The following is a 20,229-nucleotide window of genomic DNA, read 5'->3' as shown; positions in this document are numbered from 1 at the left end:
TGAGTATTTGTGCATTTGTTTGCCCGCTTATACCGCGACTACTTCTTTGACCTCAGGCACTTCTTCCCTGATAATGCGCTCGATCCCGTTCTTTAGGGTCATCGTTGCCATAGGGCAACCGCCGCAGGCACCGGTTAGCCTTACTGAGACCACCCCATCCTCTACCTCGACTAGTTCCACATTGCCACCATCGGCCTGCAGAGCGGGTCTTACACGGTCAATCGCTGCTTCTATCTTTTCTCGCATAGCCACTAATCCTCCTATACGGAGATACACCTCTCCGTATTTCAATATAACTATCTTAAGCCATGGGGTAACGCTTGTATGCAACCTTTGTCTCATACCGGAGGTCGTATTCTTTCTTCCTTTAACGCATTGGTGCCTTCGGGTTATAAGCCCGACGGCATGAATTTAGGGGACTAGACAAAAACGGTCAAATGTGGCATAATTGGAGTATGCATAAGCGGTCAAGCATAAATAAGGCAATGAGAGATGTTAATGGATTAGGCGACCCTACGCCTAAACTCTCAGAAGAATTCGTAGAGACACAGAAGAATATGCATGCAGTTGTGCTTGGTAGTTTAGGCGGTAGAAAAGGCGGACTTGCACGTGCAGCGAAGCTGCTTCCTGAGCAACGAAAAGAAATAGCAAGAAAGGCAGCAAGGGCAAGGTGGTCAAAGAGAGGATAATAGCATAAATGGATACTTATGGCCACTTGACAATACAGAAAAATATGATATATTCTAAACTACGAGAAGAGGTGAAGGAAGGACTATGCCTAAAACATTAGAAAAAAGTATATTAGAGAAGTTGGGCAATCCCAGCGAGGTAGATAAGGAATTACGTAGTTTCCGAAAGAGTGCTATGGTACTTTCTTCCAAGCATCCTCGACTTATTATCCGATATCCGAAACAGTGGGTGGCAGTCTATGAGGGAAAGACTATAGCCGTTGGGCGGACCCTAAATTCTGCATTGCGCGAAGTTGATAAGAAGGGCATTCAGCGCGAACATGTCATTGTACGCTATATAGATAAGAATCAACGCACAATGATTCTCTAGCAACCTAATGAGAGGTAGATTCGGGGATACAAGTGGGCGACCCTATATAGAGGGTCGCCTCTTTATTCCTCGACTTAATATTACTACTGATATATCGTTTTTGGTAGATACTGGTGCGGATCATACTTTATTAAATCCGCTAGATGGTATCCGTATGGGAATGGACTATTCTCAACTTATTGGAGATAACGAAATGGTCGGTATTGGTGGGTTATGCCATAACTATGTTGAGTCCACAATAGTCGTGTTCTCCGAACCTAAAAAATTTCTCTATGTGTATAATATAGATCTCGAGATAACACCTCCAAATCCTGAGATCAGTGATATACCATCTTTATTAGGGCGTGATATACTTGATCAATGGCGAATGACGTACAATCCTTCAAAGAATCGCTTAACGTTCAAGGTTATTTCAGCGGATATGGTAGTACCACTCGCTAATCAATAAACATAAATCCAACAACATCTAGCCAGCACCGTTAACCATTACTCAATCATCTTTAAACGTCTTTGACGCATTGTTGTCTTTGGGTCTAAAGCCCGACGGCCTATCGCTATCGCTTCAGCTGGCAGTGTTGTTTCATAAGACCTTTGAACTCCCGCTACCAAGCAAGCGAAAAGGCACAACTTCGAAGCTGTGCCTTTTCGGTTTGTGTTTGGATTTATACTATCGGCACTTTCTAAACCTAATCCACGGGCTTGAACTTTACCTTGGGCGCACCGCAGATGGGGCATTTATCCGGCGCCTCACCCTCCACAGTGTAGCCGCACACCTGGCAAACGTAGAAGGTTTTATCCTCTGGGGCCTGCTTTTTCTCCAGCATATCGAGGGCGGCCTTGAATAAAACGTGGTGGACCTTCTCGACCTGGTTCGCCAGGTCGAAGCTGGTTCTCGCTTTGCTCTCCCCTTCGGCCTCTGCCTGACGTATAAATTCGGGATACATCTCGGTGAACTCGTAGTGCTCGCCGCCGACGGCCGCCTGCAGGTTGTCCCCGGTGGACCTTATCCCCTCCAGGACAGTAAGGTGCTTGCGGGCGTGAACCGTCTCTGCTTCCGCCGCGGCGCGGAACAGCCGCGCTATCTGCCTGTGGCCCTCCTTGTCAGCCTGCTCAGCGAAGAACAGGTACTTGCGGTTGGCCTGGCTTTCCCCGGCAAAAGCGGTTTCCAGGTTTTCAGTGCTCTTGCTCATGATCTACCTCCTAATTGTTTTTATCTTCCTGAATTGCTTACTGGTTACGCTACAGAAAGGGCATTCCTCGGGACGCCGTCTGGCACGTATCTACACGTGGGGCAACGCCGGGCTTATCGGTGCTGGATTCTATATGATAACATTTGGTGCACCTGCACACGCTCAGCCTGCCTCAACCTTGTAAACCTTGTATGGGAGGCGGGACGATGTAAGCCGCCATTTTGTGAAATACACCACAGCTCCTATTCTTTTTCTTTGTTCGATCAGTCCTGCCTCCCATGATAAATTCTACATCGAGGTATTACTCTGTATGTAACTTTCATCGCACGACCACTGACGCATTTTGATCGAAGGGATTCATTCGCATAGCAAGGGAGAAGAGATAGGGATAATTATCTTTGGTATATTTCATATAATCCAGCCATTCACGGATTAGCAGGGCGTACGCCCTTTTCATATCACCGGCGAGATGTTTATGGTCGCTATCGGGCAGCTGGTTTAAATCCTCTCTGCTTTCAAGTTCCTCGGTCAGATGGAATACTGCCTGCAGAAGCCGAGTGAAGGATTCGTGTTCCAGCAAGCTCGGGTTCTCCAACAGTCTGAGTGAGAAGTCCCTCTTGTCCATAAGTAGATTGCGCACGTCTTCCAGATCGGCCTTTTGAACCTCAATTCCGCAATCGTAGTTCTTAAGCAGCTTGCGCACAGTTGAGAATTCTTCCTGAGACCAATCGCTGGCCACGATAAGCTTCTTCCTGACCTCATCCAATTTAGGGTCGTAGTCGGAGAAGCGGGTTAGCAGGCTTGTTCCAAGTTCACTGAAGAAGACCCCTATAACCATATTCAACTTTTGTAGCCTGGCCCGCTTTTCCCTCCCGCTCAGCAATTGATGGATTATAAGGGTGACCAACAGGACTTCAATAGGTACAAAGGCAATATCACCTACCAAGTAGATAAATATGTGGTGGGGATCTGCAAATATTGCATAGTGAATGAGGTACAGAGTAACCGACAGCGTGATTAAAGCTAGTGCCAATATAACCAGCCAATTGAAACGTTTCATACTAATCCTCCAAAGATTATTGGTGCTCTTTGCACCATTATACCATCCCATATTGTTATAGCTACTTCCCTATGATATATTTTCCCCGTGAAAACTGTCCACGGCGGCATGGTTGTATGGGTCAAGGGGTACGGTTTCACAGACATGCCCTTTTAAGGAGGTAAGGATATGCCTGTCAATGAAGGCTACAGGGAATATGTTATGGAGCGGCTGGAATGTGTAGGACAGGTTACGGCGCGGAGCATGTTCGGCGGCGTCGGTATCTATTTCGAAGGCTTGTTCTGCGCTCTGATCGCTGAGGATGTGCTGTATTTCAAGGTGGACGATGTGAACAGGGCGGATTATGAGGCGGCGGGCATGGGGCCTTTCAGGTCCGGCGGGCAGACCATGCAGTTTTACGAGGTGCCGGCGGACGTGCTGGAGGACGAAGGGAATCTGCGATTGTGGGCGGGCAAGGCGCTGGATGTAGCTGGGCGAAGGCTCGTTGAGAGGGGTAAGAAGAAAGCGAAGCCGAAGAAGAAAATGTGATTCATGACAAACGATAAACGGGTTCTAAGCTATCCGCTCAGCGGTAGTGTCTCTTAATCTCGGAGGCGTATCTGGCACCTACGCTATCCGCATATGTAATAGCAGTCGTCTCTTCTTGCCTCGGCCATATCGGTGTGATATAGTTCGCCTGTGAAGACACTACCCGGCGGCACGGTCACTTCTCCCAGGGGCTTTCTTGCTGGAGCAACACGCGCCGGACTCAAGACTAAGGGCGATCTTGATCTGGGCATCCTCTACTCAGAGGTATCCTGCGTTGCTGCCGGGCTTTTCACCACCAACAGGATCAAGGCGGCACCGGTCATCTGGTGCCAGAGGCATATCGCCGCGGGGAAGTCGCAAGCGATTGTAGCCAATGCCGGCTGCGCCAATGCCTGCATCGGCGAGCAGGGGCTTGAGGATGCCGCCGAGATGGCGAGACTGGCGGCAAGGCGGCTGGGGATCGAACCTCAGGACGTGCTGGTCGCCAGCACCGGCGTAATTGGTGAGCGGCTTCCCATCGACCTTATAGGGATAGGTATAGAAAGGGTTGCCCTATCGCAGGAGGGGGGTCATGAGCTGGCGCGGGCCATCCTGACCACCGATACCTGTACTAAGGAGGTAGCGGTGGCCGCTGATGACGACGAATTTACTATCGGGGGCATTGCCAAGGGGTCGGGGATGATCCATCCCAATCTGGGAACGCTGCTCTGTTTTCTGGCTACCGATGCCGCTATCGATGCCCATTTCCTGGAGAAGGCGCTTGGGGAGGCGGTGGATACCTCCTTCAATATGGTTACCGTAGATGGCGATACCAGCCCCAATGATACGGTGTTGATCCTTGCCAACGGTACCAGTGGGGTGGTGGGGAGCATCGGGGAGGGCACCAAACAGGCGGAGGAATTTCAAGCAGCGCTGACGGAGGTCTGCAACTATCTTGCCCGGCGCATCGCCCGCGATGGTGAGGGGGCGACCAGGCTCATCGAGGTTACCGTTGACGGGGCGCTCACCCTCGACGATGCCCGGGTGGCGGCGCGCACCATAGCCGGCTCCCCTCTGGTCAAGGCGGCGGTTCATGGGTGTGACCCCAACTGGGGGCGGATTGTCGCCGCCCTGGGCCGCAGCGGCGCCGAGATAGATGGGGCGCGGATAGACCTTTTCCTGAATGATATACGCCTCGTCGCTGGGGGCTCGCCCCATACCTTCGACGAAGAAAAGGTGAGGGCGGCGATGCGAGGGGCTGAGGTGCCCATCAGGGTGTGCCTCAATCTGGGGGACTTCGCGGCGACCGCCTGGGGCTGCGACCTGTCGGCGGAATATGTTACCATAAACAGTGAATATACGACCTGAGAGGAAGCTCAGAGGCAGTCGGGTAAAGGTCGGGAAGATGAAAAAGCCCATCGTAGTCAAGATCGGAGGAAGTACCTTCGGCAGCCCCGATTTTATCGGGGTCATCGAGGACCTGGTCGCACTGCAGATAGAGGGTAAGAGCCTGGTGGTGGTCCATGGCGGCGCCAATGTGGTGACCGATTGGCTATCGAGGCTGGGCATCGCCACCAGGATTGTCGATGGGCTGAGGGCAACGCCGGATCACCAGACGCTCCAGGTGGTGGTCGGGGTGCTCTGTGGCGTGGTCAATAAGGAGCTTGTGGCCGCCATCCAGTCGCGGGGCGGGCGGGCGATGGGCCTAAGCGGCATCGACGGTCGCCTCATCGAGGCAAAGGTTAGGAGTGAGGAGCTCGGTCTCATCGGGGAGGTGGTGAAGGTTAACCCGGAGCCTTTGGAGATCCTGCTGAAGGAGGGCTATATTCCCGTGGTTGCCCCCTCGGGCTTTGGGGTCGAGAAAGCGAAGCCGCTAAATGTCAATGCCGATCCTGCTGCCGGTGCGCTCGCCGCCGCCCTCGGGGCGGAGATGCTCATCCTGCTCACCGATGTGGCCGGAGTCATAGATGGCTCGGGGAAGCTGCTGTCCCGCATCTTGCCCGATGAGGCGCGCTCGCTCATCAACTCGGGTGTTATTGCCGGCGGGATGATCCCCAAGGTGGAGGCGTGCCTTACTGCCCTCACCACCGTGCCGCTAACCCAGATCGTAGATGGTCGGGTGCCTCATGCGCTGGCTGAGGCGGTAAGAGGAAGGGAAAACGGGACGATAATTGCCTGGGAGTAAAAACCCATGACAGATTGGCAGGAACTGGAACGAAAATACCTGATGAACACCTTCAAGCGTCTGCCGGTGACCCTGGTGCGGGGTGAAGGGGCGAGGGTTTGGGATGACAGGGGGAGGGAGTACCTCGACTTTGTCGGCGGATGGGCGGTGAATGTCCTGGGCCACGCCCACCCTGAAATAGTGCACGCCGTTTCGGAGCAGGCGCGCACCCTGATCCAGACGTCAAATCAATTTTATACTGTGCCCCAGATACGCCTGGCGGAGCTTCTTATCGAGAATAGCTGCCTGGACAGGGTCTTCTTCTGCAATAGCGGTGCTGAGGCCACTGAAGGGGCGGTAAAGCTCGCCCGCAGATATGGCAGGCTCCATCTGGATGGTGCCTATGAGGTCATTACGGCTATTAACTCCTTTCATGGTCGCACCCTGGCGATGGTCGCCGCAACCGGGCAGCTCAAGCATCAGGAGCCATACGTTCCATTGCCTGAAGGCTTTGTCCATGTGGATTACAATGATATCGGTGCCATCAAGCGAGCCACGGGTAAAAAGATCTGTGCCGTGATGCTGGAGGCTATTCAGGGAGAGGGAGGGGTAAATGTTCCCGATGATGGTTACCTGAAACAGGTGCGCTCCTGGTGCGATGAACAGGGCATCCTGCTCATCCTGGACGAGATTCAAACCGGGATGGGGCGAACCGGGACGCTATTTGCATACCAGCACTGTGGCATTGAGCCGGACATAATGACACTGGCCAAGGGATTGGGGGGCGGTGTGCCGATAGGTGCCTTCCTGGCAAAGGAGAGAGCCTCCGTCTTTGGTCCGGGGGATCATGGTTCCACCTTCGGTGGCAATCCCCTCGCCTGCGCCGCGGCCTACGCTACCCTGAATTATATCCTGGAGCACAATATCGTGGAAAATTGTCGACAGGTGGGAAATTATCTGCAGGCCAGCCTTCAGGGACTGAAGGCTAAGTTTGAAAATATCGTTGAGGTCAGGGGGCGAGGCCTTCTGGTGGCTGTCGAGTTATCCAGTGACATCGCTGATGGTGTGGTGAAATCCTGCCTCGAGGAGGGCTTGCTGCTCAACGCGGTAAAGCCCAACGCCATCCGCTTCATGCCACCGCTTATTATCGGTGAGAGCGAGGTGGATAAAGCGATGGGTATCCTCGAGAGGGTTTTAGCCAGGGTGAGAACGGTTAAATCGTAACGGCCAAATTAGAAATCCCGGAGTGTGAGTTTAAAAATAGAATGTGAGGTAAAAAATGGCAGAGAAGGTAGTGCTGGCATATAGCGGGGGGCTCGATACCTCGGTAGCCATCAGGTGGCTCGCTGAAAACTATCACATGGATGTCATCGCCCTGATGGTGGATGTGGGGAGCGAGCGGGACCTGCCCGCTATTCAGCAGAAGGCGCTTAAGGTAGGGGCGGTAGAGTCTCTGGTGGTCGATGCCAGGGAGATTTTTGTCAAACACTTCGTTTTTCCCGCCTTAAAGGCCGATGCCCTCTATGAGGGGCAATATCCGCTGGCGACGGCATTGGCTCGTCCTCTAATCGTCAAACTAATGGTGGACACTGCCAATGAGCAGGGTGCATCGGCGGTGGCTCATGGCTGCACCGGTAAGGGGAATGACCAGGTGCGCTTCGACGTAAGCACCATGGCCCTTGCACCTCACCTCAAGATTATCGCTCCGGCCCGAGAGTGGGGGATGACGCGTGAGCAGGAGGTAGCCTACGCCAAGAAGTACGATATCCCCGTCCCTCCCGAGAGCGACTATTCCATCGATGTGAACCTTTGGGGGAGAAGCATCGAGTGCGGGGTATTGGAGGACCCGTGGAACGAGCCGCCGGAGGAGATCTATATAATGACACGCTCGCCGAAGGATTCGCCGGATACGCCCGCCTACGTGGAGGTCGGTTTCGAGCGCGGGGTGCCAGTGAGCCTTGATGGAAAAAACCTCGATGGCGTATCACTTATCCTGCAGCTTAACGAGCTGGCCGGAGAGCACGGCGTGGGGCGTATCGACCACGTAGAGAATCGGCTGGTGGGGATTAAGTCGCGGGAGATCTACGAGGCGCCGGCAGCAACCGTGTTGCTTACCGCTCATAAAGCTCTGGAGGCAATGACCCTCTCCAGGGAGCAACTGCGCTTCAAGGATAGGGTGGCACTGGAGTATGCCGATCTTATTTATAATGGGCTGTGGTTTACCGCTTTCCACCAGGACCTCGCAGCCTGCGTGGAGAGCTCGCAGCGCCACGTCACCGGCACGGTGCGGGTGAAGCTTGGTAAAGGGAAGGCGACGGTGGTGGGGCGAAAATCGCCCAGGTCGCTTTACAGCTTCAGCCTGGCCACCTATGATAAGGGCGACGAGTTTGACCAGAGCGCCGCGGTGGGCTTTATTCACATCTGGGGACTTCCGGTGAAGACCCAGGCCCGGGTTCAGGGGGTGGATCAGCCGGAGATAGGGTAGATGACTTCCATGCGTGACCGTTTCAATAAAGGGATCGATAAATCTGTGTAAAAGTATAACGAATACGTCCACTTCGGTAAGCGCCTGTATAACGAGGATATCGCCGGCTCCATCTACTGGAGCATGTAGGGGTGGGGTACTATGCAGCCAGAAATGCAGCAATCACTAAAGGCTGACGCTTCTCAATTATCACGGGAGGGCCATAGAAAAAGATTACGGGAAAAGTTCATCAAATCTGGTCTAAACGGATTCAATGATTATGAGATCATCGAATTACTGCTGACGCTGGGGGCACCTCGCAGGGATTGCAAGCAGCAGGCAAAGGAGGCGATAAAGAGGTTCAAAACCCTAAGAGGAGTGCTGGAAGCCCCTTCGGAGGAGCTGCAGAAGATCGCTGGAATCGGTCCTCACAATGCTTTTGGTATCAAGCTGGTGCAGGAGGTTGCCAGAGAGTTCCTCAAGGAGCAACTCCTGGATAAAACATTTTGTAGCTCTTCAAAAGAGGTGTTTGATTACCTGTATCACTCGATGAGAGACCTTAAGAAAGAGAAATTTAAGGTTCTCTTCTTAAATAGTCAGAATCAGGTAATTGAAGTGGAAGACCTTTTTGAGGGAACGTTGACCCTGAGCGCCATTTACCCTCGCGAGGTTATAAAGAGTGCAATCAAGCATAATGCTGCTTCTCTGATATTTGCCCATAACCATCCTGCGGGGAATCCTGCTCCCAGTGAAGATGACAAAGGGATAACTCAGGATCTGGTCTTCGCAGCCAGTATTATGCAGATTAAGGTCTTAGACCATATAATAGTAGGTGAGAATAGATACTTCAGCTTTGCTGATGAAGGATTAATAGGGGAATATGAGTTGAGCTGTATGGGCTTGAAGAAAAAGTAGGGTGCTATAGTGGGAAACGGATGGGGGTTGCCTGAGCGAGACTGAAAGGAAAATGGCGGGCTCTTTTATAAAGGAGTTGGGAGAGAATCTGGGGGATGAAATGCTGTCCGTATCGATATTTGGCTCTGAGGCGAGAGGGGATTTCTATAAAGATTCAGACATTGACATATTTATCCTGGTGAAGGAGAATAGGCCAGATATTCGTAATTTGGGAAATATGGAGAAGGAGGGGATCCTCTTTTAAGCCGGACGAATTTGGCCAAATATAGGATGGATAGAGCTTGTTGCATAAACACGACCCTCTTCATTACAGTGGACAATTAGGCCTATTATAAAGCTTATCGTAGGCCCAATAGTGGAACCATCATGCCATTATGATAGCGATTTTAACAGCCTAGTTGGTGAATTTATTCAAGCTTCTGCTTTGTGCAACAGGCTTAGATAGGGGAAGAAATGCGAGAGGTTATTTTATATCTAGGGGAGGATGGTTACTGGGTAGTTGAATGTCCCAGCCTGCCCGGCTGTATCAGCCAGGGGAAGACGAAAGAGGAAGCACTAAAAAACATCAAAGAGGCTATAAACTGCTATATCCACTCCCTCGAAGAGGATAAACTGCCCATACCTGAAGAGAAGTTCGAGGTATCGGTAGTAGTAGTATGAGTAAGCTTCCCGTCTTATCGGGTGAAAAGTGTATCAAAGCTTTGGGAAAAGCAGGGTTCCACTTTAAAAGGCAGGAAGGTAGTCATGTGACACTCAGGCGAGATGACCCATTTTGCCAATTAGTTGTCCCCCTCCACAAGGAATTAGACAGAGGAACACTGCGAGCTATTATCTAGAAGGCAGGATTATCAGTGAATGAGTTTATCAAGTTGGTGTGACATAGCTAAATGGGCGAAGCATCATGATTCAAGATAAATAGTCGTTCAATAACCGGTAAGGGGGTCAATAAATCGGTGCAAAATTATACGTCATCCATCCACTTTGATAAGCGCCTGTATAAAGAGGACATCGCTGGCTCCATCGCCCACGCCAGGATGCTGGCAAAGCAGGGTATCATATCGGATAAGGACGCCGAGCTTATCACGATGGCGCTCACCTCCATCCGCCAGGATATAGAGCAGGGCTCTTTCGAATTTCGCGATGACCTGGAAGATATACATATGAATATCGAGGCTCGATTGATCGATAAGATTGGGGATGTAGGGCGAAAGTTGCATACTGCCCGCTCACGAAATGACCAGGTCTCGCTCGACATGCGCCTCTTCCTGAAAGAGGCCATCGCGCAGACCATAACACGGCTTATCGATCTGCAGAAGGCCATAATAAATCTGGCGGATGCCAATTTAGATGTCGTCATGCCTGGCTATACCCACCTGCAGCGGGCGCAGCCGGTGCTTTTCGCCCATCACATGCTGGCCTACTTCGAGATGCTGGAGCGCGATGTAGAGCGGTTCCGCGACGCTCTTAAGCGCACCGATGTCTTGCCTCTGGGGAGCGGCGCGCTCGCCGGTGTGCCCTATCCGGTAGACCGCGATTTCCTGGCCAGGGAGCTGGGCTTTAGCCGGATAAGCCAGAACAGTATGGACGCAGTCTCTGACCGCGACTTCATCATCGAATTCCAGGCAGCGGCGGCAGTGACCATGATGCACCTGTCGCGCCTGGCTGAGGAGATAGTCCTGTGGTCCTCGGCGGAGTTTGGCTTCATAATGCTTGACGATAGCTACGTCACTGGCTCAAGTATCATGCCGCAGAAGAAGAACCCGGATATCGCTGAGCTGGCACGAGCTAAGACGGGCCGGGTTTACGGTAACCTGATGGCGATGCTGACCATAATGAAGGCCCTTCCGCTGACCTATAACCGCGATATGCAGGAGGACAAGGAGGGCCTGTTCGATACGGTGGACACCTTGATGTCTACACTCGAGGTATTTTCTGGAATGGTGGCTACCATCAGGGTCAGAGGCGATAGGGCCAGCGGCGTTGCTGAGGAGGGATACACACTCGCTACTGACCTGGCGGACTACCTGGTGGTTAAGGGAGTGCCCTTCCGCGAGGCTCACGGTATAGTGAGCAGGCTGGTGCAATATGCTATGGATATGGGGAAGAGCTTCGCGGGTTTGGCTTTAAGTGAATACACGGAATTTTCGCCGCTCTTTGAGGAAGACGTGTATAACGTCACTACTGAGGCCTCCATTGCGGCACGCAATGTCCTCGGCGGTACCGCGCGGGAACAGGTGACGCAGCAACTGGCCAGGGCTAGAAAGATTGTCCAGGGCGAAGGTGAGTAGTAGCGAGGTTAAGATAGCCCCCTCCATCCTATCCGCCGACTTCGCTCGCCTGGGCGAGCAGGTCGCCGAGGTAACGTCGGCGGGCGCTCACTACATCCACGTAGATGTCATGGACGGGCACTTCGTCCCCCAGATAACCATCGGCCCTCCGGTGGTCGGTGCGATTCGCCCCTGGACAGATTTACCCCTCGATGTTCACCTGATGGTGGAGAGGCCGGAGCGTCAGCTCGAGCAATTCGCCCGGGCCGGGGCGGACATCATCACCGTGCACGCCGAGGTTTGCCCCGATCTCCGTAAACTGGTGGAATCGATAAAGGGGCTTGGGGTGAGGGCCGGTGTATCTATCAAGCCGGCGACCCCGCTTGCCGTGATCGATGAGATCCTTCCCGCCCTGGATCTGGTGCTCCTGATGACGGTCAACCCGGGCTTTGCCGGGCAGGCCTTCATGGAGGAGGTCCTGGATAAGATCGCCAGCCTCAGGCATATCCTGGATGAGAGGGAGTTGGCTTGCGAGCTCGAGGTCGATGGGGGTATCTCGGCCCAGACAGCGCCCAGAGCGGTTGAGGCGGGTGCGCGGGTACTGGTAGCGGGCTCGGCGATATTCAACCGCCAGGAAAACGTTAAAGAGGCGATGGACAGGCTCAGGGCGAGCCTTCCCGGGCTAACCGGCTAGCTTATATTGAGTCCTGAGGCACCTGGTGCAAATGTTGAGCCGCACCTTTTTCCCATTGATAAGTAGCGACTTCTTCTGGCTATTAACGCTCCACTGCCGATTGGTACGGCGCTTGGAGTGGCTAACATTATGTCCGAACTGAGGCGTCTTGCCACATATATCACATTTCCCCGGCATCACATACCCTTTGACCAAACAATTATTTTGCAGTAGAATTGACCAAATAAGGATACCATATATAGGTTCCTTTAGCAAGTAGGAACGGGATGAGGGTAATAGATTCCTGTAGCGGGCAAGACCTGGTGGAGATGTTTGGTGTTGCCACGGTGTGGCTGGAGAGAAACGCGGATCAGATAAACTCCCTCAACGTCTTTCCCGTACCCGATGGCGATACCGGCATCAATATGCTCCTCACCATGCGCTCGGCAGTGGAAGAGGCATCCGGCGCCACCGGGGAGAGTGCCTCTGCGGTGGTCCGCGCCATAGCCCACGGCGCCCTGATGGGGGCACGGGGCAATAGCGGGGTAATCCTTTCCCAGATCCTGCGCGGGCTGGCTACCACGCTCGATGAGAAGGAACGTCTGGAAGGGGGCGACCTGGTAGCGGGACTATTGGCGGGTACCTCTCTTGCATATAAAGCGGTGAGCCATCCTGTTGAGGGGACCATCCTAACCGTGGTCAGGGAGGCCTCCGCTGCGGCTCAGGCGGTCTCTCATGGCAATAACCTGTGTGATGTTATAGAGGCAGCAACTACTGCGGCGAAGGAAAGTGTGGCCAGAACGCCCTCCCTCTTGGCAGTGCTACGTGAGGCTGGGGTGGTGGATGCCGGCGGATTGGGGCTATTTGTAATCTTCGAAGGGTTTTTACGCTACCTGCGGGGGGAGGCGGATGAATTTGAAATCCCCGCGCCGGTATCCGCCGGGCAGGTTGGGTTTAGTGTCCCGGCGGCGGAGCAAGCCTATGGCTACTGTACCGAGTTTATCATCGAGGGTCGAGACCTCAACCCGAACCAGATTAGAGAGCAACTGGAGATTATCGGGCAGTCCGTGCTGGTGGTGGAGGATGAGAATTTAGTGAGAGCCCATGTCCACACCTTCGACCCCGGCGCCGCCCTTAGCTACGCCACCTCACTGGGCACGCTGCGCCAGGTGAACGTGCAAAACATAGATGAGCAGCATGAGGAGTTTACCGCTCTTGGGAAGCCACCGCAGATCGAGATCGCTACCGTAGCGGTGGCATCAGGTAATGGGATAGGGGAGGTATTTCGAAGCTTCGGGGTCACTGCCGTTGTCTCGGGGGGACAGACAATGAACCCCTCCACTGAGGAACTGCTGCGGGTGGTGGAATCGGTGCCCTCGGACAAGGTTATTCTCCTGCCCAATAACCCCAATATCGTGCTTGCCGCGGAGCAGGCGTGCAATCTTAGCGCAAAGAGGGTGGAGATAGTGCCTACAGAGACGATACCCCAGGGAGTAGCGGCGCTCCTGGCCTTCGACAAAGCAGAAGATCTAGAAGCAAATGTCGCTGCCATGAAAGAGGCGATAGCGGAGGTGCGGACGGTGGAGGTGACCACTGCGGTGCGCGCCGCAAGGTTCGGTGACCTCGCCATGAAAGACGGGCAGGCCATCGCTTTCCTCGATGGGGAGCTGGTAGGGGTGGGAGATCACATTCCCCAGTTGGTCAGTGAGGTGCTTCTCCAAATCGATCTATCGCAATGCGAGGTGGTTACCATCTACTATGGTGCCAATACCGCGGGCGCTGAGGCCGATGGGATCGCTGAAGCGCTTCGTCGGAAGTACCCTCACCTTGAGGTAGAAGCGATCCACGGTGGTCAACCCCACTACAACTACATCCTTTCCGTGGAGTAATACTGTTGGAACTGGCCACGCTTCGAAAGATCCTGGAGCTGGAGCGGAAGAAAGGCTATGGGGATGGTGCCGTGTCCGGGGGGCTGGATCGCTACCTTGAGCGCTCGGCGGGTGAACTTCCCCGGCAATTACTATCCTCGAGCTATGCCAGTCTGGATACCGGGCAGCGGGCGGAATGGGTAAGTAGCGTGCTGCGCTGGCTGGATGGGAATCAGGATGAGGGGCCGGGTGAGCCAGCACCTGGGGTAAAAATAGCGGAAGCAGACCCGGGCCTGGATGCACCTATCACCACCATCAGGGGGCTTAGCGTCAAGCTTATGCCCAGGTTCCGCAGGCTGGGTGTCCAGACAGTGCGTGATATGCTCTACTTCTTTCCCCGGCGCCATATCGATTACAGCAAGCGGGAGACCATCGCTGAGCTTAGGGTGGGCGAGGAGCAGACTGTAGTCGCTGCCGTCTGGCAGGCCAGGGAGGCCCTCATCGGCGGCAGGCGTTCCACCGAGGCCATCGTTGGCGATGAGAGCGGCAACATGAGGGTGGTGTGGTTCAATCAGCCCTATCTTGCCAAGAATCTGCGTACCAACTCTCAACTGGTGTTGAGCGGCAAGGTGAGCCTCTATAAGGGGGTAAAGGTTTTCCAGTCGCCAGAGTACGAGCTGCTGGTGAGCGAGGACTTGACCCATACTGGGCGGCTCATCCCGCTCTATCCCCTCACCGAGGGGCTAAGTCCTCGTGTGGTGAGAAGGCTGGTTAAGGAGACGGTGGAGCTTTGGGCACCGCGCCTCCCCGATTTCCTTCCCAGGGATGTGAGAAGGCGGGCCAAGCTCCTCGAACTTCCCCAGGCGATAAAGCAGGCTCACTATCCCGAGAGCGAGCAGCATAAGCATCGTGCTCGAAGGAGGCTGGCCTTCGATGAGCTATTTCTCATCCAGTTAGGGGTGCTCTCCAGTAGGAGAGGCTGGCAGGAGGGCGGCGCGGCGCCCCAAATTGAGCCCGCTGACGGGATCCTTGAGGCCTTTATGAGCTCCCTTCCCTACGCCCTGACCGGGGCTCAAAAGCGGGCGCTGGGGGAGATCCTTGCCGATCTCGCTGAAGCTAGGCCGATGAGCCGGTTGCTCCAGGGGGAGGTGGGCAGCGGCAAGACGGTGGTGGCCATCGCCGCGCTACTGGCTACGGTAGCCAGTAGCAACCAGGGGGCCTTCATGGCGCCTACCGAGATACTGGCGGAACAGCATTTTGCGTATATTTCCGCCCTTTTGGCCCAGGCAGGTCATGAAGAGGAGGTAGCGGGTGGTCTCAGAAAATTCACCTCCCTGCTCCCTTGTCCCATCACCCTGGGCCTGCTAATCGGAAGTATGAAACAGAGCGAAAAGAAGGCAGTGCATCGGGCCATCTCGGAGGGGAAGGTGGATATTGTAATAGGCACCCATGCCCTGATTCAGCAGGGGGTGGATTTTGAGCGACTGGGGCTTGCCATCGTTGATGAGCAACACCGCTTCGGCGTGATGCAGCGCACCGCGCTGCGCCAGAAGGGGCCAACCCCTCACCTTCTGGTGATGACCGCCACCCCCATCCCGCGTAGCCTGGCGCTTACACTATATGGCGATCTGGACCTATCGGTGATCGATGAGCTTCCCCAGGGGAGGCAGGTAATTAAGACCAGGTGTCTCGAACCTGAAGAGAGGGAGAAGGCCTATCGCTTTTTGCATAAGGAGATCGCGGAGGGACGCCAGGCCTTCATCATCTGTCCCCTCGTTGCGGAGTCTGATTATATCGAGGCCAGGGCGGCGATCAGCGAATATGAGCGACTCTCCGGGGAGGTGTTCCCCGACCTCAGGCTGGGGCTGGTGCATGGCAGGCTCAAGGCCGAGGAGAAGGAGGGGGTGATGAGGAGGTTTCGCCAGGGTGAGCTTGATATTCTGGTGGCGACACCGGTGGTGGAGGTGGGCATCGATGTCCCCAATGCCACGGTGATGCTTATCGAGAGCGCCGACCGCTTTGGCCTGGCGCAGCTTCATCAGTTTCGCGGTCGCGTGGGGCGGGGGGAGCAGCAGAGCTACTGCATTTTGGTTGCCGAGAGCCCGTCGCCCGAGGGAAGAGAACGCATGTCCCTTCTGGAGCGAGTTCAGGATGGGTTTGCGCTCGCCGAGAAGGACCTGGAGCTCAGGGGGCCCGGGGAGTTCTTCGGCACCAGGCAGAGCGGGCTTCCCGATCTCAAGATGGCTAAGCTTTCCGATATGAAGCTACTGGAGCTTGTCCGCAGCGAGGCGATTGGCCTGTTTAAGCGGGATCCCGATCTCTCCCGTAAGGAGCACCGACTGCTCAAAGGGGAGGTGGCCCGGCTATGGGGGGATGGCAACGGTATGGGGGAGGCATGATAAAAGACAAGCTGGCAATGCTGCTGGAGAAGGCGGCTTTGGAGGCGCAGCGGAGCAATCTGCTTCCTCCCATCGCCATGCCCGAGATCGTGCTGGAGCGCCCCCAGAATCCGGAGCACGGCGATTATGCCTCGACCCTACCGCTGAAACTGGCCCGGGCGGCAGGGATGGACCCCCTTATCATCGCCCGGAACCTCGCCGGCCTGATCCAGTGTCCCCCTCAGTGCGAGAGCATCGAGGTGGTGCCGCCGGGCTTCATCAATTTCTCCCTGAGAAGCGACTGGCTCACCACCCAGGTGGAGGCTATCTTGAATACCGGCGAGTGGTACGGAAATATCGACCTGGGAAAGGGTGTTAGGGTGCAACTGGAGTTTGTGAGCGTTAATCCCACCGGCCCCCTTCATGTGGGGCATGGCCGGGGTGCCATCCTGGGGAGCGCCCTGGCAAATGTGCTAGCTTCCTCGGGGTATGAAGTGGTGAAAGAGTACTACATTAACGATGCTGGTAGCCAGATGGATGCCTTCTATCAATCTCTCTATGCTCGCTATCAGCAGGCGCTGGGGAGAGATGCCCCCATGCCTGCAGAAGGCTATTTCGGTGACTATATGGTGGATATCGCCAGGGAGATAATCGAGGAGGAGGGGGAGAGGTTCCTCGATAAGCCGGCGGAGCTAGGCGAGCGCGGAGCGGCGAAGGTAATCGCCGCCATCGCCTCCGACCTCGGGCGATTGGGGGTCACCTTCGATGAGTGGTTCAGCGAAAAGAGCCTTTTTGAGCACGGTCAATACCGGAGGGCAAGGTCCATCATTGAGGAGAAAGGTTATACCGTGGAGAAGGAGGGGGCAATCTGGTTCTCCTCCACCGCCCTGGGCGAGGATAAGGACAATGTGCTGGTGAGGAGCGATGGCTCTCCCACCTACTTTGCCTCCGACCTCGCCTATCACTATAACAAGTTCATCGAGCGGGGCTTCAACAGGGTGATCGATATCTGGGGTGCCGACCACCAGGGGCATGTCTCCCGTATGAGGGCGGTTATCGCTGCCCTGGGAGTCGACCCGCAGAGGCTCCAGGTCATCATCTCTCAGATGGTTACCCTGAAGCGCGGGGATGTGGTGCTCAAGGTCTCGAAGCGTACCGGGGAGATGATCACCCTTCGGGAGCTGGTGGATGAGGTGGGCGTCGATGCCTGTCGCTTCTTCTTCCTCTCCCGCTCCGCCGATAGCCAGATGGACTTCGACCTGGAGCTGGCGAAGCGCCAGTCGGCGGACAATCCGGTCTATTATGTGCAGTATGCCCATGCCCGCATCTCCAGCATCCTGCGCCTGGCAGAGGAGAGGGGGATCGACTACAGCGGGGGGGATGTTTCCCTGCTTACCAGTGACCCCGAGCTGGCCCTGATAAGAAAGATGCTCCAGCTACCGGAGGTGATGGAGCTGGTGGCTACAACACTGGAGCCCCAGCACCTTCCCTACTACGCGATGGACGTAGCAACCGTCTTCCACAACTTCTACGAGAAGTGCCGCGTCGTCTCCGACGACGAGGCGCTCACCGGGGCACGCCTCAAGCTGGTAGAGGCCGCCCGGATCGTTCTCGCTCGCACCCTTAGTCTAATGGGCATGAGCGCCCCGCAGCAGATGTAGCGGAGAGGCTTGAGTCTTCTTTCACGTCGTTTAAATCCACGATACTGTGGATTGTTCACTTTGCTGCGCTGATATATGATACACAATGGCTTTCTGTGCAGCACCAAACTTGTCTACTAGGGGCGAGGAAAGTATATATCCAGTTCATCTTCACTCATGAGTACGCTATAAATATGCCTCATTCTCTCTATATATTCTTCGTAACTCTCCTCCAAATCTTCTACCTCTTCAGGAAAGAGTGTCGCATGTATTTCTCGAATGATTTCATTGGGGAAGACTTTTAATCCACAACCCATTACTTCACCATTCTGACTGCGATGAAGATTGCGCTTAACTATGTCCCAGTAGGGAAGAGCATAGTTCCTCTGAGGGGTGCACATTCCTGTTGTAATGCCTACAACCAAGTCCGCAACTTGAAGAGCCGGGTTTAAATGGGATTCTGTTGTTAATAGGTTCATAACTATGTTTGATGGTTTTACGTACTTTGTTCCCTTTTCTAAGAGCTGATAGTAATCCTGTAGAAGTTTCTTCTCTTCCTTCCCACTCCCAGGAAAATCCGCTATGATAAGACCTTTTCTATCCTCCTGAGCCTGAAGATAGAATTGGAATCTTTCAGTGATAAATTCTATACACTTCTATTTCGCTTCTATTAAGCTTTGCTTTGACTCGCCTCTCTGTACTACAGCAACTATTATTTTGCCATTAAATGACCTCACCAAGTCTAGAATATCGGAGTAGGCTGAAATTCTATTATCATCAATAAGGTTCTTCCCTATCCAACTATTCTTGGATGGAGACCATTTGATTTCCTCTTTGGGGGGAATACCGTGCAATACTTTCTTCTGATTAAATAGACTAAACAAGTTATTTAAATAACCATCGTGGAAAATCACTCCGCCGATTCCCACATATTGTTTCTTCAACTGTTCAGTATCGTCTATGAATAGAATGTTCACAGTAAATAAATTATATCACGTACTCTAACCAGCAAAACATAGGAAATGTCTCATCTTCGTATTCCTTCATCTCAAATCCAGCTCTGAGTGAACAATTTGATGAAATGATAATTTCATTGATATTAAGAGGGGAGGCAATGGCCTTCCCTTTCGTTACTTACTGCTAATCTTACCCTAAGCGCTTCCAGCCGCGGCCGAGAAGCAGACCCCCATCGACCAAGAGTGTAAACCCTGCTATGTACCCGGCGGCGTCCGAGACCAGGAAGAGCACTGCGCTGGCAATGTCCTCCGGTTTCCCCAGCGCCTAGTATAGCTCCTTATCGCTTAGCACCGCTCAATTCTTACTAATTACCTATTTTTAGCGTTTCCGACCCCCTGTTGGTAGTTGCCCTCAAAAATACCCTGAGACTGTATATCTCGGCGCAGGTATTGACAGTATATGCCATAGACATATAATAAAATGAATAATGCCATGAGTACAGAAACCGAGATTGCATGCCGAGAGGGTATGAGATGCCACCACAAATGGGTGCCAAGCCAGGTGAGACCGCCCCGGCAATGTCCTGAGTGCCATTTTCCCCCTATTGGCAGACAGCGCGCCAATTAACCAAACGTGGACGCCAGCCGGAGACTCAATTGATAGTAATAGGGCCAGACTACCAACCAAAGCGCCACAAAACATGGGGCAAGTGGCGTCTCCGCAAAAAGTCACCTTACACTACCCTGGACTTTCCAGTAATGAGAGGCAATACCTACGAAATCGACCTGTATCGCTGCGGCACACACCGCTCTCGTGAGTTATGGCTTCAGCAGATGAGCGAGAAGCGCTATAGCACATCTGCAGACCTCGGAGACTTAGCACGAGCCTTTATCGATCTGATGCGCCAAGGCGAAATACCTGTAGGGTCTAACAAATGAAGGCTGGCGTTTATTGGTGGTATATGAGCGGCTTGATTTCTTTCCATATCGTTACCCCTTCCTGCTTGGTTTAATTATACCTTTCAAACGAGAAGACAAAGGTGGTTTCAGTAATAAGAAGTATATTTCAGCCAAGTGATAAGGTCTCG

The 20,229-nt window shown here is 53.8% G+C and carries 21 protein-coding genes and 1 pseudogene; 16 read left to right on the top strand and 6 right to left on the bottom strand.

Annotation, left to right across the window (positions count from 1 at the left end):
- Positions 1-27: 27 nt before the first annotated feature.
- A complete protein-coding gene (locus tag VMX96_05405; protein ID HUU63340.1) occupies positions 28-246 on the bottom strand; it encodes a NifU family protein in 219 nt (72 codons plus the stop codon).
- 239 nt (positions 247-485) lie between these two features.
- Between VMX96_05405 and VMX96_05400 the strand changes: the two genes are divergently transcribed.
- On the top strand, positions 486-689 hold the full coding sequence (locus VMX96_05400) for a hypothetical protein (GenBank protein ID HUU63339.1): 204 nt from the start codon (positions 486-488) through the stop codon (positions 687-689).
- Positions 690-1,745: 1,056 nt separating this feature from the next.
- Here the strand turns inward: VMX96_05400 and VMX96_05395 are convergent.
- Together VMX96_05395 and VMX96_05390 are read right to left on the bottom strand one after the other, a co-directional pair.
- Positions 1,746-2,249, bottom strand: a complete 504-nt coding sequence (locus VMX96_05395) for a rubrerythrin family protein (GenBank protein ID HUU63338.1) — start codon at positions 2,247-2,249, stop codon at positions 1,746-1,748.
- A gap of 319 nt (positions 2,250-2,568) precedes the next feature.
- Positions 2,569-3,309 (bottom strand): hypothetical protein, encoded by a 741-nt coding sequence (locus VMX96_05390; GenBank protein HUU63337.1) that lies wholly within the window; start codon positions 3,307-3,309, stop codon positions 2,569-2,571.
- Between the two features lie 168 nt (positions 3,310-3,477).
- On the opposite strand from VMX96_05390, the gene VMX96_05385 reads away from it, so the two are divergent.
- The 11 genes from VMX96_05385 to rpe all read left to right on the top strand — a co-directional run bounded on the left by VMX96_05385 (position 3,478) and on the right by rpe (position 12,320).
- Positions 3,478-3,837: a TfoX/Sxy family protein gene (locus VMX96_05385; protein HUU63336.1), complete on the top strand. Its 360-nt coding sequence runs from the start codon at positions 3,478-3,480 to the stop codon at positions 3,835-3,837.
- 150 nt (positions 3,838-3,987) lie between these two features.
- A complete protein-coding gene (gene argJ, locus VMX96_05380) occupies positions 3,988-5,184 on the top strand; it encodes a bifunctional glutamate N-acetyltransferase/amino-acid acetyltransferase ArgJ (GenBank protein ID HUU63335.1) in 1,197 nt (398 codons plus the stop codon).
- Positions 5,185-5,221: 37 nt separating this feature from the next.
- Positions 5,222-6,001 (top strand): acetylglutamate kinase, encoded by a 780-nt coding sequence (argB, locus tag VMX96_05375; GenBank protein ID HUU63334.1) that lies wholly within the window; start codon positions 5,222-5,224, stop codon positions 5,999-6,001.
- Between the two features lie 6 nt (positions 6,002-6,007).
- Complete coding sequence (locus VMX96_05370) at positions 6,008-7,204, top strand: acetylornithine transaminase (GenBank protein ID HUU63333.1); 1,197 nt, start codon at positions 6,008-6,010, stop codon at positions 7,202-7,204.
- Between the two features lie 55 nt (positions 7,205-7,259).
- The gene (locus VMX96_05365; GenBank protein HUU63332.1) at positions 7,260-8,465 is read left to right on the top strand and encodes an argininosuccinate synthase; all 1,206 of its coding nucleotides are present in this window, start codon (positions 7,260-7,262) and stop codon (positions 8,463-8,465) included.
- 141 nt (positions 8,466-8,606) lie between these two features.
- The gene (gene radC / locus VMX96_05360) at positions 8,607-9,359 is read left to right on the top strand and encodes a DNA repair protein RadC (GenBank protein HUU63331.1); all 753 of its coding nucleotides are present in this window, start codon (positions 8,607-8,609) and stop codon (positions 9,357-9,359) included.
- Between the two features lie 52 nt (positions 9,360-9,411).
- Positions 9,412-9,603, top strand: coding sequence for a nucleotidyltransferase domain-containing protein (locus VMX96_05355; GenBank protein ID HUU63330.1), 192 nt, complete (start codon positions 9,412-9,414; stop codon positions 9,601-9,603).
- Between the two features lie 209 nt (positions 9,604-9,812).
- Complete coding sequence (locus VMX96_05350; GenBank protein HUU63329.1) at positions 9,813-10,019, top strand: type II toxin-antitoxin system HicB family antitoxin; 207 nt, start codon at positions 9,813-9,815, stop codon at positions 10,017-10,019.
- On the top strand, positions 10,016-10,195 hold the full coding sequence (locus tag VMX96_05345) for a type II toxin-antitoxin system HicA family toxin (protein ID HUU63328.1): 180 nt from the start codon (positions 10,016-10,018) through the stop codon (positions 10,193-10,195). The genes VMX96_05350 and VMX96_05345 overlap by 4 nt, the downstream gene beginning before the upstream one ends.
- Positions 10,196-10,270: 75 nt before the next feature.
- Entirely contained in the window at positions 10,271-11,647 is a 1,377-nt protein-coding gene (gene argH, locus VMX96_05340; protein HUU63327.1) for an argininosuccinate lyase, read from the top strand.
- Positions 11,640-12,320: a ribulose-phosphate 3-epimerase gene (gene rpe, locus VMX96_05335; GenBank protein ID HUU63326.1), complete on the top strand. Its 681-nt coding sequence runs from the start codon at positions 11,640-11,642 to the stop codon at positions 12,318-12,320. Before argH ends, rpe begins: the two co-directional genes overlap by 8 nt.
- Here rpe and rpmB read toward each other — a convergent pair.
- Positions 12,309-12,497: a 50S ribosomal protein L28 gene (gene rpmB / locus VMX96_05330; protein HUU63325.1), complete on the bottom strand. Its 189-nt coding sequence runs from the start codon at positions 12,495-12,497 to the stop codon at positions 12,309-12,311. The genes rpe and rpmB overlap by 12 nt on opposite strands.
- 89 nt (positions 12,498-12,586) lie before the next feature.
- Between rpmB and VMX96_05325 the strand changes: the two genes are divergently transcribed.
- Genes VMX96_05325 through argS form a run of 3 tightly spaced genes read left to right on the top strand, consistent with a single transcriptional unit; the run spans position 12,587 to position 18,206 of the window.
- Positions 12,587-14,188, top strand: a complete 1,602-nt coding sequence (locus VMX96_05325) for a DAK2 domain-containing protein (protein ID HUU63324.1) — start codon at positions 12,587-12,589, stop codon at positions 14,186-14,188.
- A gap of 5 nt (positions 14,189-14,193) precedes the next feature.
- On the top strand, positions 14,194-16,566 hold the full coding sequence (recG, locus tag VMX96_05320) for an ATP-dependent DNA helicase RecG (GenBank protein HUU63323.1): 2,373 nt from the start codon (positions 14,194-14,196) through the stop codon (positions 16,564-16,566).
- Positions 16,563-18,206, top strand: coding sequence for an arginine--tRNA ligase (gene argS, locus VMX96_05315; GenBank protein HUU63322.1), 1,644 nt, complete (start codon positions 16,563-16,565; stop codon positions 18,204-18,206). Before recG ends, argS begins: the two co-directional genes overlap by 4 nt.
- Before the next feature lie 116 nt (positions 18,207-18,322).
- On the opposite strand, the gene VMX96_05310 is transcribed toward argS, so the two are convergent.
- Complete coding sequence (locus VMX96_05310; protein ID HUU63321.1) at positions 18,323-18,826, bottom strand: DUF3800 domain-containing protein; 504 nt, start codon at positions 18,824-18,826, stop codon at positions 18,323-18,325.
- Between the two features lie 505 nt (positions 18,827-19,331).
- Positions 19,332-19,470 (bottom strand): annotated as a pseudogene (locus tag VMX96_05305) (SDR family oxidoreductase).
- A 328-nt stretch (positions 19,471-19,798) separates the two neighbouring features.
- Between VMX96_05305 and VMX96_05300 the strand changes: the two are divergent.
- A complete protein-coding gene (locus tag VMX96_05300; GenBank protein HUU63320.1) occupies positions 19,799-20,080 on the top strand; it encodes a hypothetical protein in 282 nt (93 codons plus the stop codon).
- The last annotated feature ends 149 nt before the right edge of the window (positions 20,081-20,229 follow it).

This window comes from Dehalococcoidia bacterium, assembly GCA_035528575.1.
Lineage (GTDB): Bacteria > Chloroflexota > Dehalococcoidia > E44-bin15 > E44-bin15 > DATKYK01.
This window is presented reverse-complemented; position numbering and strand designations above follow the sequence as displayed.

Bases quoted from the DNA above. Each gene is read 5' to 3' on its own strand.
- VMX96_05405 (HUU63340.1), bottom strand. From the start codon at position 246: ATGCGAGAAAAGATAGAAGCAGCGATTGACCGTGTAAGACCCGCTCTG.
- VMX96_05400 (HUU63339.1), top strand. From the start codon at position 486: ATGAGAGATGTTAATGGATTAGGCGACCCTACGCCTAAACTCTCAGAA.
- VMX96_05395 (HUU63338.1), bottom strand. From the start codon at position 2,249: ATGAGCAAGAGCACTGAAAACCTGGAAACCGCTTTTGCCGGGGAAAGC.
- VMX96_05390 (HUU63337.1), bottom strand. From the start codon at position 3,309: ATGAAACGTTTCAATTGGCTGGTTATATTGGCACTAGCTTTAATCACG.
- VMX96_05385 (HUU63336.1), top strand. From the start codon at position 3,478: ATGCCTGTCAATGAAGGCTACAGGGAATATGTTATGGAGCGGCTGGAA.
- argB (HUU63334.1), top strand. From the start codon at position 5,222: ATGAAAAAGCCCATCGTAGTCAAGATCGGAGGAAGTACCTTCGGCAGC.
- VMX96_05370 (HUU63333.1), top strand. From the start codon at position 6,008: ATGACAGATTGGCAGGAACTGGAACGAAAATACCTGATGAACACCTTC.
- VMX96_05365 (HUU63332.1), top strand. From the start codon at position 7,260: ATGGCAGAGAAGGTAGTGCTGGCATATAGCGGGGGGCTCGATACCTCG.
- radC (HUU63331.1), top strand. From the start codon at position 8,607: ATGCAGCCAGAAATGCAGCAATCACTAAAGGCTGACGCTTCTCAATTA.
- VMX96_05355 (HUU63330.1), top strand. From the start codon at position 9,412: ATGGCGGGCTCTTTTATAAAGGAGTTGGGAGAGAATCTGGGGGATGAA.
- VMX96_05350 (HUU63329.1), top strand. From the start codon at position 9,813: ATGCGAGAGGTTATTTTATATCTAGGGGAGGATGGTTACTGGGTAGTT.
- VMX96_05345 (HUU63328.1), top strand. From the start codon at position 10,016: ATGAGTAAGCTTCCCGTCTTATCGGGTGAAAAGTGTATCAAAGCTTTG.
- rpmB (HUU63325.1), bottom strand. From the start codon at position 12,497: ATGCCGGGGAAATGTGATATATGTGGCAAGACGCCTCAGTTCGGACAT.
- VMX96_05325 (HUU63324.1), top strand. From the start codon at position 12,587: ATGAGGGTAATAGATTCCTGTAGCGGGCAAGACCTGGTGGAGATGTTT.
- argS (HUU63322.1), top strand. From the start codon at position 16,563: ATGATAAAAGACAAGCTGGCAATGCTGCTGGAGAAGGCGGCTTTGGAG.